The sequence below is a fragment of the Nodosilinea sp. LEGE 06152 genome, assembly GCF_015207525.1.
In the GTDB taxonomy this organism is placed as follows: domain Bacteria; phylum Cyanobacteriota; class Cyanobacteriia; order Phormidesmidales; family Phormidesmidaceae; genus Nodosilinea.
The window spans coordinates 155,486-172,711 of record NZ_JADEWR010000009.1; the positions used below are offsets into that span (position 1 = coordinate 155,486).

At 59.3% G+C, this 17,226-nt stretch carries 12 protein-coding genes; 8 read left to right on the forward strand and 4 right to left on the reverse strand.

Annotated features, from left to right (window positions below):
* Nucleotides 1-99: 99 nt before the first annotated feature.
* The 5 genes from IQ265_RS13980 to IQ265_RS14000 all read left to right on the forward strand — a co-directional run bounded on the left by IQ265_RS13980 (nt 100) and on the right by IQ265_RS14000 (nt 5,679).
* Complete coding sequence (locus IQ265_RS13980) at nt 100-1,347, forward strand: glycosyltransferase family 4 protein (protein WP_194054612.1); 1,248 nt, start codon at nt 100-102, stop codon at nt 1,345-1,347.
* Between the two features lie 370 nt (nt 1,348-1,717).
* Entirely contained in the window at nt 1,718-2,446 is a 729-nt protein-coding gene (gene lptB, locus IQ265_RS13985) for an LPS export ABC transporter ATP-binding protein (RefSeq protein WP_194054614.1), read from the forward strand.
* A 223-nt stretch (nt 2,447-2,669) separates the two neighbouring features.
* A complete protein-coding gene (locus IQ265_RS13990; protein ID WP_194054810.1) occupies nt 2,670-3,776 on the forward strand; it encodes an LptF/LptG family permease in 1,107 nt (368 codons plus the stop codon).
* 63 nt (nt 3,777-3,839) lie between these two features.
* On the forward strand, nt 3,840-4,703 hold the full coding sequence (locus IQ265_RS13995; protein WP_228037884.1) for an AraC family transcriptional regulator: 864 nt from the start codon (nt 3,840-3,842) through the stop codon (nt 4,701-4,703).
* A 55-nt stretch (nt 4,704-4,758) separates the two neighbouring features.
* Nucleotides 4,759-5,679, forward strand: coding sequence for a DMT family transporter (locus IQ265_RS14000; RefSeq protein ID WP_194054618.1), 921 nt, complete (start codon nt 4,759-4,761; stop codon nt 5,677-5,679).
* Nucleotides 5,680-5,767: 88 nt separating this feature from the next.
* Here IQ265_RS14000 and IQ265_RS14005 read toward each other — a convergent pair whose 3' ends face one another.
* Nucleotides 5,768-6,523 carry a HEAT repeat domain-containing protein gene (locus tag IQ265_RS14005; protein ID WP_194054620.1) on the reverse strand — a complete coding sequence of 252 codons (756 nt, stop codon included), beginning with the start codon at nt 6,521-6,523 and terminating at the stop codon, nt 5,768-5,770.
* Nucleotides 6,524-7,116: 593 nt separating this feature from the next.
* Between IQ265_RS14005 and IQ265_RS14010 the strand changes: the two genes are divergently transcribed.
* On the forward strand, nt 7,117-7,536 hold the full coding sequence (locus IQ265_RS14010; RefSeq protein WP_194054622.1) for a hypothetical protein: 420 nt from the start codon (nt 7,117-7,119) through the stop codon (nt 7,534-7,536).
* Nucleotides 7,537-7,584: 48 nt separating this feature from the next.
* Here the strand turns inward: IQ265_RS14010 and IQ265_RS14015 are convergent, their stop codons facing one another.
* Nucleotides 7,585-8,547 carry a ribonuclease Z gene (locus IQ265_RS14015; protein WP_194054624.1) on the reverse strand — a complete coding sequence of 321 codons (963 nt, stop codon included), beginning with the start codon at nt 8,545-8,547 and terminating at the stop codon, nt 7,585-7,587.
* Between the two features lie 191 nt (nt 8,548-8,738).
* On the opposite strand from IQ265_RS14015, the gene IQ265_RS14020 reads away from it, so the two are divergent.
* Together IQ265_RS14020 and IQ265_RS14025 are read left to right on the forward strand one after the other, a co-directional pair.
* Complete coding sequence (locus IQ265_RS14020) at nt 8,739-9,089, forward strand: hypothetical protein (RefSeq protein ID WP_194054626.1); 351 nt, start codon at nt 8,739-8,741, stop codon at nt 9,087-9,089.
* Nucleotides 9,090-9,092: 3 nt separating this feature from the next.
* Complete coding sequence (locus tag IQ265_RS14025; RefSeq protein WP_194054627.1) at nt 9,093-10,418, forward strand: recombinase family protein; 1,326 nt, start codon at nt 9,093-9,095, stop codon at nt 10,416-10,418.
* A 104-nt stretch (nt 10,419-10,522) separates the two neighbouring features.
* Here the strand turns inward: IQ265_RS14025 and IQ265_RS14030 are convergent, their stop codons facing one another.
* Both IQ265_RS14030 and IQ265_RS14035 read right to left on the reverse strand, forming a co-directional pair.
* On the reverse strand, nt 10,523-11,926 hold the full coding sequence (locus tag IQ265_RS14030; protein WP_194054629.1) for a trypsin-like peptidase domain-containing protein: 1,404 nt from the start codon (nt 11,924-11,926) through the stop codon (nt 10,523-10,525).
* 119 nt (nt 11,927-12,045) lie between these two features.
* Nucleotides 12,046-17,067, reverse strand: coding sequence for a tetratricopeptide repeat protein (locus IQ265_RS14035; protein ID WP_194054631.1), 5,022 nt, complete (start codon nt 17,065-17,067; stop codon nt 12,046-12,048).
* Nucleotides 17,068-17,226 lie beyond the last annotated feature (159 nt).

Sequence of the window (17,226 nt, forward strand, 5' to 3'; positions counted from 1 at the left end):
GTGGACCGTGGTCGTTAAGCAACCGTTGCAGGTCACGGGTTTGGGCACCCTAGATTTATGGTTCTAGTCGTCAAAATATACCAGCCTAGGATATAGATAATGTCGATCGCTCAACCGGATACTCCTGCACAGACGGCCCCAAAAGTCGCCTACCTGGTCAATCAGTACCCCAAGGTCAGCCATAGCTTTATTCGGCGTGAAATTGCTGCCCTCGAAGCCCAAGGGCTGACAGTAGCTAGATTTTCAATTCGCTCCTGCGCCGACGAACTGGTAGACCCCGACGACATCAAAGAGCTGGATAAAACTCAGATTGTGCTAGACCATCCCTGGTCTGAGCTACTGCTCACCATCGCTCGGGTTGTGCTCCAGCGACCGCTGGCGTTTGTCGCCGCCCTCGGCTTAGCCCTTCAGCTCGGCCTAAAGGATGAGTCGGGGCCGCTGTATCACCTGGCTTACCTGGCCGAAGCCTGCGTGCTGCTGGCCTGGTTCGAGGCCGCCGATGTCGACCATGTGCACGCCCACTTTGGCACCAACTCAACCACCGTCGCCATGCTGTGCCACGCCCTGGGCGGGCCACCCTACAGCTTTACGGTGCATGGGCCAGAGGAGTTTGACAAGGTGAGGGCCATTTCCCTGGCCGAAAAAATCAGGCGTGCCGCCTTTGTGGTCGCCATTAGCTCCTTTGGCAAAAGCCAACTATACCGCTGGAGTGCCCTGGAAGACTGGCCCAAGATTCACGTCGTGCACTGCGGCCTCGATCAAAACTTTTTGGCCCAGGCGTTTACGCCCATTTCGGAGCAGCGCCACCTGGTCTGTGTGGGGCGGCTCAGCGGGCAAAAGGGCCACCTGCTGCTGCTGGAGGCCGTCAAACAGCTCGTGGATGCGGGCTATCGGTTTACGGTGACGCTGGTAGGCGATGGCGAAATGCGATCGCAGGTCGAAGCGCTACTGGCCACCTACGGCCTGCAAGACTGTGTTTCGATTACGGGATGGGCCTCCAGTCAGGTGGTCAAAGATCAGTTGCTCAAGGCCCAGGTGATGGTATTGCCGAGCTTTGCCGAAGGGTTGCCCGTCGTCATTATGGAGGCCCTGGCCCTGGGTCGCCCGGTCATTACCACCTCTATTGCCGGCATTCCTGAGCTGGTCGAAACGGGCGTCAACGGCTGGCTGGTCGTTCCCGGATCGGTTGAGTCGCTGGTCGAGGCCATGCGCGCCGCCCTCGATACCTCCCCCGCAGAGCTAGAGACCATGGGCAAAGCGGGCATGGCCAAAGTTGCTCAGCAGCACAACGTTGACAACGAGGCCGCCCACTTGGCCCAACTTTTTGCCAAGCAGCCTCCCAGCTAGACAGGGTCTGGTGCGTTAGCACTGGTCCTGAGCGTAGGCCATCACAATAGCCATCCGTTTGCTAACCACCTGAGCCCTTGGGAAGCAGCGGGTTAATGGTGTACCAGGTGGTCAGGTTTTAACGGCGCATAGCCTCGGCGATCGAGGACTGAGCGCAGTCGTTTGTCCTCTGGCGGGCGTTGCCAACGCGCGGCGTCTCCCAACGGGAGAGAAGTTCGATCAGCGGTTACCTTGTTCTCTTGCTAGCCCCTGAGACTCAGGCGAGGGGCAGAATCTCCTGACCTACCCCATCGAGGCTACCGCCTAGAGTAGGGAAGAGCTTTGATACAATTTACGCAGCTCAATAAACCCTAAAGGCCAAGGCGCGCCCTTGAAAATCGTACTTGACAACGTTCAAAAGACCTACGGCAAGCGCCAGGTAGTTGACCGGGTTAGCCTTTCGGTAGCCCAGGGCGAAATTGTGGGACTGCTGGGGCCAAACGGGGCGGGCAAAACCACCACGTTTTATATGGCGACTGGGCTAGAGCGGCCCGATGGCGGCAAGGTCTGCCTCGACCAAATCGACATTACCGACTTGCCCATGCACCAGCGGGCGCGGCTGGGCATTGGCTACCTGGCCCAGGAGCCGAGCATTTTTCGCAACCTGACGGTGGCCGACAATATTTTGCTGGTGATGCAGCAGACGCGGGTGCCGCCGGACGAGTACGGCGATCGCCTGCAGGACCTGCTGAAAGAGTTTCGTCTGGAGAAGGTGGCTAATTCTCTAGGCATTCAGGTGTCGGGGGGCGAGCGTCGCCGCACCGAGCTGGCCCGATCCCTGGCCTCTGGCCCCGAAGGACCAAGGTTTTTGTTTTTGGACGAACCCTTTGCTGGGGTAGACCCGATCGCCGTCAACGAAATTCAGGAGATTGTGGCCAAACTGCGCGATCGCGACATGGGCATTCTCATCACCGACCACAACGTGCGCGAAACCCTCCGCATTATCGATCGCGCCTACATCATGAGCGACGGCCAAATCCTGGCCTCCGGCAACGCCGACGACCTCTCCAGCAACCCCCTGGTGCGCGAGCACTACCTCGGCAAAGACTTCGCGATTTAGCCCCCCCTCAAGCCTCCCTCCTCAGGCCCCCCTCCTCAGGGCTTAAGCCCGTGGGCTATCCTGCAACCAAGGGGCATCCTATGCTACTTCAGCCGCCCTATTTTCTCATCCCCTCACCTCCTCATCCCTCGCACCTCCTCCCCTTTCCCCTACCGCCGCACCTATGACCACCGCTCCCTACAGTCCCCCGCGCCCCCGCCCTCGGCCGTCTCCGCTGACGGTGATGGATCGCTACATTGCCAAAGAGCTGACCATGCCCTTTTTGTTTGGGGTGGGCGCATTTTCCTCGATTGGCATTTCGATTGGGGCGCTGTTTGAGCTGATTCGCCGCATTACCGAGTCGGGGCTGGCGATTACCCTGGCGGTGCAGATTTTTGTGCTCAAGCTGCCCGAGTTCATTGTGCTGGCCTTCCCGATGTCAACGCTGCTGGCCACGATGATGACCTACAGCCGGTTCTCCAGCGACAGCGAGCTGATTGCCCTGCGGGGGGTGGGGGTGAGCATTCGCCGCATTATTGCCCCGGCGGTGGTGCTCAGCCTGCTGGTGACGGGCCTGACCTTTGTGTTCAACGAGCTAATTACTCCGGCTGCCAACTACCGGGCCGCCATCACCCTGGAGCAGGCGCTCAAGTCGGAGCGGCCCCCCTTTCAGGAGCGCAATATTTTCTATCAGGAGTTTCAGCCCGCCAGCGACGACCCCGCCGCCCAGGAGCTTAAGCGCCAGTTCTACGCCCGCCGCTTCGACGGCACCACCATGCACGGGCTGACCATCATCGACTTTTCCCAGGCGGGTCTAAACCAGGTGGTCAGTGCCGAGTCGGCCAACTGGGATGTGGAGAGCAACGCCTGGACGTTCTACAACGGCACCATTTACGTGGTTGCTCCCGACGGCTCCTTCCGCAATATCATTACCTTTGAAACTCAGGAGCTACAGCTGCCCCGCACGCCTCTCGACCTGGCCAGCCGCACCAAAAATGACACCGAGATGAACATTGCCGAGGCCACCCAGCAGCTAGAGCTGGTGCGCCAGAGCGGCGACGAAAAGATGATTCGCCGCTGGCAAATTCGGATTATGCAAAAGTATGCCCTGCCCTTTGTGTGTGTGGTGTTTGGCCTGGTGGGGGCCTCGATTGGGGTGCTGCCCCAGCGCACCAGCCGCGCCACCAGCTTTGGCATCAGCATTGTGATTATTTTTGGCTACTACCTGCTGTCGTTTATTACCAATGCCATGGGCGAGGTGGGGGTACTGTCGCCGTTTTTGTCGGCCTGGCTGCCGACGCTGCTGGGGCTAGCGATCGGCCTGTATCTGTTGTTTCGAGCCTCAAAGTAGGGGCACAGCATGCTGTGCCCCTACGGGGCAAGATTTTACAAGACGGCGTCTTTTTCACGGCCTATGCTTAGAGCTGATGTTGCCCTGGACTCGGCAGTGATAGAACAGGCAAAAGCGTGGCGATCGCCGATTTTCACCAATTTAGAAGTGCTCCATGCCAGCTATCGCACCCATGCTTTTGCCCGGCATGTCCACGAAGATTTTTGTGTTGGCATCATTGTTGATGGTGTAGAAGCAGTTAAATATCGAGGAGCTACGCACACTGCCCCCAAAGGCAGTATTGTTGTGCTTCAGCCAGGTGAGGGACACAGCAATTGGGCTGCTGTCGATGCTGGCTGGAGCTTCCATGTTATCTATCCTTCCACAGGTCTTTTGCAAGCATTGCTGGTTGAAGAAACCGAACAGCCAACAGCGATTCCTTTTTTTGCCGAACCTGTGATTTGCGATCGCCCGCTGTTTCGGCAGCTAGCCCATGCCCATGCGCTGCTGGCGCAGCCAACAGTAGAAGACAGCCTATCGCTAGAGACGCATTTATTAACCCTGCTGCGCAGATTGGTGAGCCGTCATGCTGTTCACAGCGGCCATAGCCCTCGACGGCGCAAGTTTGAACACCCGATGGTGCAGTCTATCAAGCACTACTTAGAAACCCACTACTCCCAGCATTTCACCCTAGACGATTTATCGCGGCAGTCTGGGCTCAGCCCGTACTATTTAACCCGAGTATTTCGAGAAGCGGTTGGGCTACCGCCCCACAGTTACCTCACCTATCTCCGTATTGCTCAGGCCAAGCAGCAGTTGCGCCAGAATACCTCGCTGACTCAGCTGGCGTTAGATCTTGGCTTTGTCGATCAAAGCCACTTTACAAAAACTTTCAAAGCCTGGGTAGGTGTTACCCCTGGGCAATATCGGATGCAGCTCACCCGTTAAGCGGTCACGCCATTATTTAAACCCGTCCTCAACCCAATATTTGCGAAGCGCAGAAATGTTTAATTTCCCTCGTCTGCTTCCCCTTGGTTCAGGCTGCCTGGCGGCTTTGGGCTGGGGACTCACCGGCACGTTCATTAAGCTGATGCCTCAGTTCAGCACCTTAGAGGTGCTATCAATTCGGTTGGGAATTGCTGGATTGGTCATGCTGCCAATTTTAGTGATGCGCCGCACCCTTTGGTCAGACTTGCGGATGCTGCTGAAAGACCCCCTAACGGTTTTGCTGTCGAGTTTGATGGTGCTCTATTACCTGTTTGCCGTTCGAGCATTTCAGCTGGCCCCCGTGGGCGATGTCGTTTTGGTGGTGGGGCTGTCGCCGCTGCTGGGGCTAGCCGCCAAGACCTGTCTCAGGCGGCCGCTGACGGCAGCCGAAGGCATCGGTGGAGTGGTGGCGTTTAGCGGACTAGTGTTGTTTGTGCTGCCCAAAATCCAGGGAAACAGTGATGACAGTTTGGCCTACCTAACAGGGTTGGGGTTTGCTCTACTGTCTGCGGCCACTACCCTTGCCTATGCCTCACTGTTTAAATTCCACGGCGCAAAACAGCCTCGGCTAACCCCGCTGCTGGTGGCGTTTATCACCTTCGCGATCGGGTCAATCTTGATCATCCCAATAGCCTGCCTATCCACCTCCCACCGCCTCAACGACCTGGTTCAGCCGCAGGTAGGGACGATTATGCTGGGATTGGGATTGATCTCAACGGTAGTTCCTACCCTGTGTTATAGCTACGCTGCCAAGCACCTCTCACCGATTTTGACCACGGCATTAAACCTGATGACACCCATATTTGCCGCTGCAGTCGCCGCTATTTTACTGGGTGAATACCTGTCCGGATGGAACATCGTTGGTGCATCGCTGATCCTCACGGGTATTCTCACCCTATCTGGGTTTCGCCCTAGAGGCACAACCCAACAGCATTGAGATACCACTAACGACCGATATCCTCTACCAAAAGGACCCTGCCAAGGCTGGGACTGGGGTGGTACACCACCTAGCTTCTCAACAAAAACTAAAAGAAAAATCCGTCTTGCTCGATTTCTTCAATGGTTTGTAGCCCTCGGGTGTCGCCAACCTTGAGCAGAGCGGTGCGGGCGTCTTCGCGCACGCCCAAATCGTCTTCTTCGGCAAAGCTCTCGATCAGGGCATCGATCGCGGTGTGGTAGACCACGTTAGAGGGCAGTTCGCGGCAGAGCTGACCCACGGCCCAGGCGCAGTTGCTGCGCACCGCCGGTACCGAGTCGCGGCGCAGGCCCTCAATCAGGGGGGGAATGGCGGCAATCACCGACGCGTAGCTGACCTGAGACATTTGGGCTAAAGCGCTGGCGGCCCACAGTCGCACCGCCGAGATATCGGTCCGCAGGGCTTCGATTAAAGGCAGCAGCGATCGCCCGTCGTGGGCATTGCCCAAGGCCCACACCAGCCCCTTGCGCACATAGCCATTCCAGTCGGTCGCCAGCTGGGCAATCAAGGCTTCCACCGCCGACGGGTGAGGGTTACGGCCCAGGGCGTAGGCCGCACTGACCCGCACCAGGGGGCAACGGTCGGTGAGCAGCGCCGTCAGGGGGGCCACGGCACGGCTGTCTTCTACCTCGCAAAAGGCTCGGGCCGCCAGCATGCGCTGCTGCGGATCGGTTGCCGTCAACAGAGGCAGCATGGCCTCGGGGTCGTACTGGGGTGCCTGCTCCTCGTCTATAGGACCAAGGGCATCAAGGGGGTCGGCAAACTCCAGATCGGGGTTTAGGGTTGTGAGATCGTCGTCATACATAGGGCTACTTTATCTGGTTGTGCCGCACTTTTAGCGGTAGCAACAGACCCCTGCAAACTTTCGTTAAGCAAAGCCATAAAACCTGCCTTAAAGGCTGTTGAGCGGCCCGGTGAATGAGCTGTACCACCGCGCCCTTAGTAAAAGACGCGCCGGTACGAAGCAGGCCCCTGCCATGGCAAGGGGCCGCAAAAGGATTTTGTCCTGTGAGAACAGCCGCAACGGCCATCTACAGCGGGAGATGATGCCTAACCGTCAAACCGTGGATGTTATATCAATCGTCCAGCGCTATGAATGGCAGTAGCAAGGGGCAGAATCCTCCCTTAGATTGGCGAAATAACCAAACTGAGGGGGTGGCAACGGTCCCCAACTTTCCGAAGAATATCCGTAGTTCTCTGTAGCCCATCCAGACAGCCGTTAGGATGAGGGCATAGGCCGGGTAAGACATTCCCCAGCGACCAAGGCTACGCCTCACTGACGCTGGCCGATCGCCTAACTGATTAACTGACGACTAAATCGGGCTCGGTCAGCTGACGCAACTGACGCCTATCCCACCCAGAGACAACCCCGGCGATGTAACCAGGAGTATGGTAGCAATGGCTTCCCAAGATCAAACTAGAAACTTTTTGGCCCACTGGTTTCAACTGGGCAAACCCGTGGTGCTAGCCGAAAATCGCGGCGAATGTCTGCCCGACCCTGTTTTTCAAAACGGTCGCTATAGCTCGTCGTTTGAAGACTGCTGGCACAGAATCATGGTGACCAGCGGCCGAGACTGCTATCTCAAAGGCACTACCCAAAGCATTGCCGAGATGCTGTCCCCCGTCTGGGATATCACCCCCTGCGCTCGCTGCGATATGCCCATTGCCATACCCGCCGCAGGCGTTATGACGTCCCTCTGCCCCTGCGATGACTTACCCACCTGGCCCAATACCGACATGCCCATGCCTCGCACCGCTGTCGATAACCAGCAGCACCTCACCAACCTGAGGCAGCGGCTGGGCAACGTCAAGGGGTAGTCAGTATCAGAACTCATAGGCGCTCGGCTGTTGGCCAAGCGCCTGTGCCTAGACTGACGACGAAGCCAGCACCTTCTCGTCCTGCCGGGGAATGTCGTAGATCATAAAGTCGTGGGCCATCGCCGTGTGCGGAAAAATGGCCTGAGCCTCAGCCAGCAGATCGGGCAGCTGAATGTCGTTGCCGGGGGCATAGCGAGGGCTGAAGTGGGTCATAATCAGCTGCTTGGCCTGGGCGGCAAGGGCCACCTGGGCCGCCATGGTTGAGGTGGAGTGCAGCCGCTGGTAGGCCAGATCGGCATCGCGGTGGGAGAAGGTGGCTTCGTGGATGAGCACGTCGGCGTTGGCGGCCAGGTCTACGGCGCGATCGCAGTAAATGGTATCGGTGCAGTACACCAGCTTGCGCCCGACTAAATCTGGCCCGCAGAGGTCGGCCCCGTTGATGGTGCGGCCATCGTCGAGCTTCACCCGCTGCCCCTGCTTCAGCTGCCCGTAAATAGGGCCTGAGGGAATGCCCAGGGCTTGAGCCCGCTTGACATCGAAGTGACCGGGGCGATCGCGCTCTTCGATGCGATAGCCGTAGGCGGGCACCCGATGCTCTAGCAGGTCGCAAAACACCCGAAAGTCGTCATCTTCAAACACCAGCCCCGGCTCGACAGCGTGGATTTTGATCGGCAGCGAGAAGTGGGTTTGGGAGTAGCGGCGGCTGGCCTGCAGGTAGTCATTCAGGGGTTTGGGGCCGTAGATATCGATGCGCTGCTGGCGGTTGCCCGCTAGACCGCAGCTGGCTAGCAGCCCCATCAGGCCAAAAATATGGTCGCCGTGCATGTGGGTAATAAAAATGCGGCGAATTTGGCTCGATTTGAACTCGCTGCGCAAAAACTGGTGCTGGGTGCCCTCACCGCAGTCAAATAGCCACACCTCGGCCCGCTGGGGCAGCCGCAGGGCCACGCTCGACACGTTGCGCGCGCGGGTAGGCACGCCAGAACTGGTACCCAAAAATGTAATCTGCAAAGAAACCGCCTCTGGGAAACGCAACGAGCTAGGGCGGCAAGCCCACAGCCCAAGCCTACCCACCTATCTTGCCACGACCCAGAGCCATTGGCTGGGGCCACCGGTAGAATCTAGCGCCACGGAGTATCATCGACACAGGTGGGTTATGCCTACCCAGGGCCACGTCAAGCCGCAGCGATGGGAAAACACCAATGATTTCAATTTCAATGACCTATTGGCTGACGGCGTTGGTGAGCGGGCTGGGGCTGGTCGCCAACATGCCCGCCGCCCAGGCGGCTCCGCCAGGTATCCATTACGCATGGCAGGTGCTGGGCATCGACACCGCCCAGTGCTTGAGCCAGGCTAGCCAGGCGCTAGAGTCCCAAGGGCTAGAGCCGGTGCAAAACGATTCCACCAGCGTGGCCGGGCGTTCTGAGACGGTAACGGCCATGTTTGTCTGTATTGAGAATCCTGCGGCCATAACCACGGTCATGGTGGTGGTGGCCAGCGACAGCGACGAACAGGCCTTGGCCCTGCGTGAAGCGCTCAAGCAAGCGTTCTAGGTCATGCGCATCGTCGCCTACCGCTACCGAGAGGTCGATGTCTCAGCCGATCCTGCTCTTGAGGCCCTCGGCGAGGAGACGCTGGCAGCGGTTGAGCGAGTCTACATCGATGTAGCGCTGCCGACAGAGCCGCACTACCGGCCTGAGCGCGATCGCCTACTCGCTGATAGCCGCACCAACCCGCCCGACCTGGTGCTGGTCGACGATCTCTCTAGCCTCGGCAACGACCCCGAGGACGTCTGCCACTGGGTTCAGACCCTAGAAGCGACCGGGGCCGAAGTCGTTTCTGTTAAGGACAACCCGGTCGATCTCGCCAGCCTTCGGCAGGGAGCCCTTTTGGCCACCCAGCAGCGTCGTCGCCGCCTGCGTGAGGGGCACGCCCGCAGCCGCTTGCAGGCCCTACCGCCCCCCGGCAAACCACCCTACGGCTACCGTCGCGGTCAGGGCCGCTACCTGATCGATCGCGCCACGGCTCCGGTCATTACCGCCTTTGTGAACGAGTTTTTGCTCTACGGCTCGCTGCGGGGGGCGGTGCGGTTTATCGAAACCCGCTTTGGCAAGCGCATCTCGGTGTCTACCGGGCGGCGCTGGCTCACCCACCCGGTGTACCGAGGCGACCTGCAATACCAGGATGGCAACACCCTACGCGATACCCATGCCGCCATCATCAGCCGCGACGAGGCCGCCCAGATCGATCGCCTGCTGCGCCGCAATCGCCCCCTGCCCCCCAGAACGGCGGGAGCCGCGCGATCGCTGGCGGGCCTTGTCACCTGCCAGGAGTGCAGCCAGCCCCTGACCATTTCTAAAACCGCCCCCAAAACCACGCCCAGGAGCCAGGCCAAAAGCTACCTCTACCTCCGACCCAGCGGCTGCTCCCGCCGCCCCCGCTGTAAAGCCATTCCCTACGACGATGCCTTGCAGCACATCGTGGCCGAGATTTGTCGGGTACTGCCCCAGGCCGTCGCCCAGTTCACCAGCAGAATTCCGGTGGGAATGCCGGCCCCCAGCACCCGGTTGCAGGCGGAGATCGACGCTAAAGAAGCCGTCCTGGCGCAGCTTCCCGACCTGGAGAACACTGGCATTTTAGATGCCGAAACCGCTGCCCTACGCCGCTACAAGCTGCGTGGCGAAATCTCTGCTCTGCACCAGCAGCTCGCGCAGCTGCCTCCGGTTAACCTGCAAGAGCTGTCGCAGTCGGTGTCAATTCCTCAGTTTTGGCTCGATCTATCCGAAGCCGAGCGGCGATTCTTCTTCCGCGAATTCATCCGCGATATTCAGATCGTGCGGGATGAGGGCGCTTGGCGAGTGGAGTTAGTTCTGGTGTTTTAAAGAGATGATTTAAGCTCAAGCAAACTGGCCAGCGCTACAGCTTAAAGCCCCTGGCCAGAGATGCAGACGCAGTCTGACCAAGGGCGATCGCTGGACGCGACCCATTAGTGGGTGGTGAGCTTAGGCAGTTTTACAATGCCCCGACGCAGGGCTACGGCGGTGCCTCCCGACAGCAGCAGTAGGGCAACGCCGCCGAGGCCCATGGTGCTCAGGGCTGCCCCCGATGAATCGTTGTTGAGGGCGGCCTGGGTTTTGCTTAGGTAGTCCTGCACGTAGGGGTAGCTGGGGTTGAGCTCGCTGACCTGGCGAAAGCTGGCTAGGGCGCGCTTGAACTGGCCCCGCTCAAACTGGGTTACGGCCGTTTGGTAGAGCTGAGAAACGCCGCTGGGGGCAGGTTCTACATTGGCCTGGCTCAAAAATTCGTTCACTACGCCCATGGGGATGACGAAGTTCGCCCCCTGCACCTGGTTGCCCGTGGAGGGGTCAACCTTGGCAAAGGTGGCAATGCCGATCGCCTCACCAGCCTCGTTAAACACCGGACCACCGCTGTTGCCGCTGCTCATGGCGGCATCGGTCTGCAAAATATCCCAGCCGTCGGTCATGGTTTTGCGGGCGCTGACCAGCCCGGCGGTGAGGGAGGCTTCGACCGCTTCTTGCTCGTCGATCACCCCAGCGCCGGGGTAGCCGAGAATGAACATGCGATCGCCCGCTGCCAGCGCTTTGTCATCTCCCAGGGCCACGGTGGGCATGTGGGTGGCCTCGATTTTGAGAATCGCCACATCCTTACCGGGGGCAGGTTCACCGATCGCCTTGACGGTGGCTTTTTGGCCCTTTTCTACAATCTGGTCGCGGGCGGTAGCACCCATTGCCGCATAGATTTTGGTGTCGAGCGCATCCAGCGACATGTGGTGGGCAAAGTATTTGGCGTGGGCCTGCAGACAGAGCTGCACAAATTCCTGGGTACCCATCAGCGCCCCGACCGCCTCTTGGTAGGAGCCGCTGCCAAAATCGTCCCAGATGTTCTGACAGCTCGAAACCGCCACTTCCTCCAGGGCGCTGTCGGCCAGCATCGCCTTAATGTCGTCCTGCTCCGAAGAGACGACATGGGCGTTGGTAATTAGGTAACCATCTTCGGTGACGGCCAGGGCCGAGCCGGTAGTGCTGATCTCAGCCTGCTCCTGAACCCGCGTGGAGATCGGGGTGAAGTAGGCCAGGGGGTCGGATAGCACCGTTTGAATGATGGCCACAAACACCTGCTGCTCGGAGGTGTATTCGCCACTGGCCACTTTTTTGCCCAGAGCCTCGACGAGCTGGGCCATTTTGACCTCGTTGAAGTCGTAGTCGGGCACCGAAAACTCGGCGTTGTGAACGGTTTGAATGATCAAGGTGCCAGGCTTGTTTTGTTCGGCTAGCTGGCTAGGGCTGAGGGCGGTAGTTTTGCCGCAGCCGGTGAGGGCAACGGTGAGTAGGCTAGCGGCGATCGCCAGAGACTTGAAGAAGCGGGTCATGGGAGGATTCCTTTAGAAATAAAAGACTGGGGGGGCAGAGATGCCGAAGGCGGTAGCGTTCAACGAAACCTATGTCTGAGCTAAGCCAAGTTATTCAACCCGTCAGGGGTGCGCCGGGGCTACAGCCCATTGCCGATGAGAATGAAGGGAGCCCAGTAGTAGGGATGGCTGAGGTTTTCGGTGACGGCTCTGGGCAGGCCGCTCTGGGCGGTAACGAGGGTAATATCAGCGCGATCGCCCGTCCCTTCAACCGTAAAATCGCCGTCGATTAGCGCTTGCTGGGCGAGCTGTAGGGCGGCGGCTTTGGTGTAGCCCGCCTGCAAGCCAGCGTAGAAGGCATTCATCAGCACCTGGGTGCCGCCGTCGCTGACCTGCCAGAGGGAGGCGATCGCCGCCTTGGCTCCAGCGGTCTGCATCTGGTAGCCAAAGCCCAAAATCTCGACCCCGCTGCCCAGTTGAGCTTCACCCACGGCGGTTTCGCAGGCGCTCAGCACCACCAGGTCGGCATCGAAATTCCAGGCCTGCATGTCGCGTAGGGAGACTGAGCCGCCATCGCCCGTGACAATGAACGATTCGCGGCCCTGGCCCTGCAAAAACTTGGCGTGGGTAGCCAAATGCACAATGGGAAACCGGCCCATGAGAGAACGCAGATCGCCCGCGCTAAAGGCCTCGTTCAACCGCAGCTCGGTATTGGGAATTTGCGCCGCCAGGGTTTCGACCTCGACCCCAGCATTGGGCAGGTCGGCAAAGCGGTAGCCGTTGATATTCTCAAAGCTGCACTGCACACAGGCGGCAGCCAGCAGTTCCAGGTTGCCGGGTTGGTAGGTGGGGCGAGCCGTAAAATCGATCAGCGAGGCGGCGGTGATGTGGCTGACGGCAAAGCGCTCGGCCAGCCACCCCTCGCCATCGTGCAGCGCCGCCAGCGGAATGTAGCGCAGCGCGCCATCGGGGGCATAAATGATGGTTTCGGCCTTGACCGCCGCCAGGTCGTCTGCAATGGGCGCGACCAGCCACTGGTAGAGCTGCTGAGCGGAGGCCTGGGCATCGAGACGCGGGTCTTTGAGCGCCTGGCCCAGCTCGACAATGGCGCGGTTTAGCGCGGCAGCTTCGACGGGTACAGGCCGCCGAATGGGGGCACCGTAGGGGGTGATCAGCACCAGCTCCAGGCGATCGGGCAAGATCAGCGGGTAGAGCAGCACGGCGTTGGTGTCGAGGCTGTCCAGGCTGTTTTGCAGCTGGTTAAAGTGGCTCAGCTCGATATTTTGGCCGTCGGTGCTGGTGCGGAGCTGAGCGATCGCCGCCCGCACATCGTCGCGATCGCGAAAGTCTTGAAAGACGCTGCGCAGCTCATCCTGGCGGGCCAGCAGCTCGTCGCGCCGCTGGGTTTCGGCGGGGGTTAGGGAGTCTTTCGCCTCCAGGGCAGCCAGCTCTGCCCCTTCGGCAACGGTTTGGTTGTATAGGTCGAGAATGCGCTGCTCGGGTTCCCACAGGTCTACTCCTGTGGCGGTTTGCTCGGTGCTGCGCACGTTGTGCAGGTAGTCGTCTAGCTCCTGCACCCGCAGCAGGTCGAGCACCCGCTGGGCCTCGAGCACGCGGTTTTGCAGCAGCAACAGGTCGGCCAGGGTGCGGTAGGTGTCGGCCACGCTGTCGGTGTACGACTGTTGCAGGTCGGCGGGCAGGGTGCCCAAGTTGGCACGAATGCCCTCGGTGATGTTGACCGACTGTTTGTAGAATGCGATCGCCATTTCGGGCTGGTTTTGGGCGGCCAAAAGCTCCCCCAAACTGGCCAAGGTCTGCGCCTCGATCGCCGGTTCGTTGATCTGGCGCTGGAGTGTAATTGCCTGCTGAAACGCTGCTAACGCTTCATCCTGTTGGCCCTGCTTGCCGTAGACAACGCCCAGGCCGCGCAGAGCGCTAGATTCGGCCAGCCGAAAGCCCGTCTGACGCGCCAGCACTAGGGCTTGCTGATAGGTGGCGATCGCGCGATCGCTCTGCCCCTGGCGATCGTAGGTGCGGCCCAAAGCATCTAAAAACGCCGCCTCGGTGTTGACCTCGCCAATGTCACGGGCGAGAGCTAGGCCCTGCTCGTAGAGCGACTGAGCTTGGGAAAGCTGGCCTTGACTGAGATAGGTTCTGGCCAGGTTTCCCAAAGCCAAAGCTTCGTTCGAGCGCTGGCCCACCGCTCGGCTGAGGTCGAGCGCCTGCTGGTGAAACTCGCGAGCTTTGTCGTCTTGGCCCAGGGAATGATACACACGCCCCAGACCAATCAGGCCGCTGATTTCGCTCGAGCGCGCCCCTATTTCTCGATAGATAGCGATTGACTGCTGCCTCAGCTCAAGCGATCGGCTGTAGTTGCCCTGGCCTGAGTAGATGTCAGCCATATTTCCTAAAACGGTGGCTTCTGAGAGGCGATCGCCCGATGATTGAGCGATCGCTAGGGCCTGCTCTAGTTTTTCTAAACCCTCCGCACTGAGCCCTTGATCGGAGTCCAAGACAGCCAAATTGTTGAGGCTGGTTGTCAGGTCCAGCCCTAATTCCTGGTTGATCGCCAGGGCTTGTTCATAGACATCACGGGCCTCGGCGACCCGGCCTTGGGCACTGTAAACCGCACCGAGATTGCCCAAAACTGTGGACACGGAAGATGGGCTGTCAATGGCCTGAGCCAGTTGAAGACTGCGTTGATACACCTCCAGGGCACTGGGATAGTCGCCTTTTTCGCTATAGGTACGGCCCAGGTTGTTGAGGGCAATGCCTTGATTTGGGCGGCTGCCGGTGGTCAGAGCAATGGCTAGGGCACCTTCGTAGGCGGCTATGGCCTCGACGTAGTTACCCAGTTCGTCGTACACGCCGCCGATGTTGAGCAGCAAAGAGGTCTCTAGCTCAAGATTTTTGTAATCCCGGGCAATGGCTAGCGCCTGATTGTAAGCCGCGATCGCCTCTGGGTAGCGCCCCAGGGATTGATAGTAGGAAACTTGATTGTTCAAACCCACAGCCATGCCATAGCGGTAGGTACCTAGGCACTGCTGCCGAATGACGGCACCTACATCCTTGGCGTAGCCGCTGCAAAATCGATCGAAGCTCTCGTCACTGTTGGTTTCCAAAGCATCGATCGCCTCCTGCTGACGGGCGATCGCCTGCTGCTGTGTCTCTAACGCTTGCCGATAGTTGCCCTGATCTGAATAGACGGTGGCAATGTTGTTGAGCAAAGAAATTTCGGTATCAATGTTGCCGATGGATTGCGCGATCGGCAGTGCCTGCTGGTAATGGTCTAGCACCGCCGGGTACTGACTCAGGTTATGGAAAGCCTGCCCCAGTTTGGTGAGGGCCTTCAACCTAGCGGAGGCATCGTCTGGCAGCTTTTCGGTGGCGATCGCCATAATGCGCTGAGCCACGGCTAGGGCTTGGGCATAGTCGCCCAGGTAGGCGTGGTTGCTCGACTCCAGGCTCAACGCCGATATTTGCCGAACGGGGTCATTGAGCTGTTCCGCAAGTTGCCCAGCGCCTTGAAAAGCCGTAATGGCCTCAGCATACTGACCATTATTGGAGTAAGCGACTCCAAGTTGGCGCAGAGCATCTAAGCGCTCATCCAGGTATTTGGCCTTGGATATGCGATCGCGGTAGGTGTCTAAAATTTCAAGAGATTGCCGATGGGCCGCGATCGCCTCAGGAAACTGGCGCAGTTGGCCAAAGGCCAGACCTTGGGTGGAGTAAACAATGTGGGCAGAGGTAACTAGGGCTCCATCCTGTTCCAGACTCAACCCTGCGGCCTTGGCCCGCTCGAGCGCCTGTTGGTAGGGCGCGATCGCCTGCCGGGCAGTAGCGACCGACTCTGCGTAGGCTTCATCGGCGTAGAGGCGCTGGGCCTGGCCGAGGTAGGTAGAACCCACACCCCAAAAACCATAGGCTTCTTGAGTAACGTTGTTGACCTGCTGAGCGCGATCAATCTGCCGCTGAAAGTATGATCTGGCCTGTTCGTAGTCCCGCAAGGTTTCGTAGGTATAGCCAATTGTGTTGAGCAGTCCAAGCTCACCGACAGCATTGTCCTCGGCCTGGAACAGAGCCAGAGCCTGCTGGTGAGCCGCAAGGGCCGGGTGGTACTGTTCTTGCCGCTTGTGGGTATGGCCAATATCAGACAGTCGCCAGGCTTGGGCACTGCGATCGCCCAGGCTAATGTAAAGCTCGAGCGCCTGCTGATAGGCCACTCGCGCCTCATCGTAATTTTCCTGATCGTAGTGCAGATTGCCGATGCGGGTGTAGCCGTCGGCCACCGCCGCAGAAATGTTGAGGGCCTGCACGGCGGCAATGGCCGCTTCATAGTTGGCGATCGCCTCAGTAAAATCGCCCTGCTCTTTTTGCAGATCGCCCAAAAACTTCAGCGCCAGGCTTTCGAGGGAGCGGTTGCCCAATGTACGAGCCAGCTCCAGAGCCTGCTGCAACGAGGCCACCGCCGTTGCGTAGTCGCCCTGCTGCCCCTGGGCGTACCCCAGCCAGGCCAAAATTACGCTGCGTCGGTACTGCTGGCGCTGCTCTAGAGCGGGTTCGACCGGGGCATTGAGAATGGCGATCGCCTGTTGCATAGTGGCCAAACCCTGGGCTGCATCGCCCTGCTTGGTTTGACCAATGCCAATCAGGCCCAGCGTCCAGCCTTCCCCCGACTGGTCTTGCACCGCCTGGCGCAGCGTCAGCGCCTGTCGCAGGCTGGCAACGCCCTCATCGTACTGACCCAGATTGAGCTGGGCATCTCCAATGGCGTGGAGGGCGGCGGCTTCGCCAGCGCGATCGGCTAGGGCCTGGTAAATTTCTAGAGCCTGCTGGGCCGCCTCTAGCTGGTCATCAAACTGCCACGACCAGAGATATGATTCTGACAATCCTAACAGGGCCGCGGCGGCCCCTGAGCGGTTGTGGCTCTGCTGACACTGCACTAGGGTGAGCTGAAATGATGCGATCGCGCCCTGGAGCTGACTGGTGTAGAGCTGCTGATAGCCCTCGGCCATTAGCTGGTCGACCATAGCGATCGATTCTACTGAGGCGGGCTGTTCTGCCAGGGAAATGGGAGTTTGGGCTGCTGCGGGTAGGATGGGCGCGATCGTAGCTAGCAGCCAGGAAGAAGCCAATAGACCAAACAAATATGTACGGCGCATAGGTTAAATCCTGAAAGTAGCTAGAGCATATAGGTCTGGCCAAAGTGAACTTATTCACTTTTGTGCCACGCTGCCTGCGCAACCCTACAAAGACTGCCTCTCCGGTTTGCGCTGACCGTATGAGCCGTTAGGATTGAGCTACCGCGTTGCGTTCAGAGG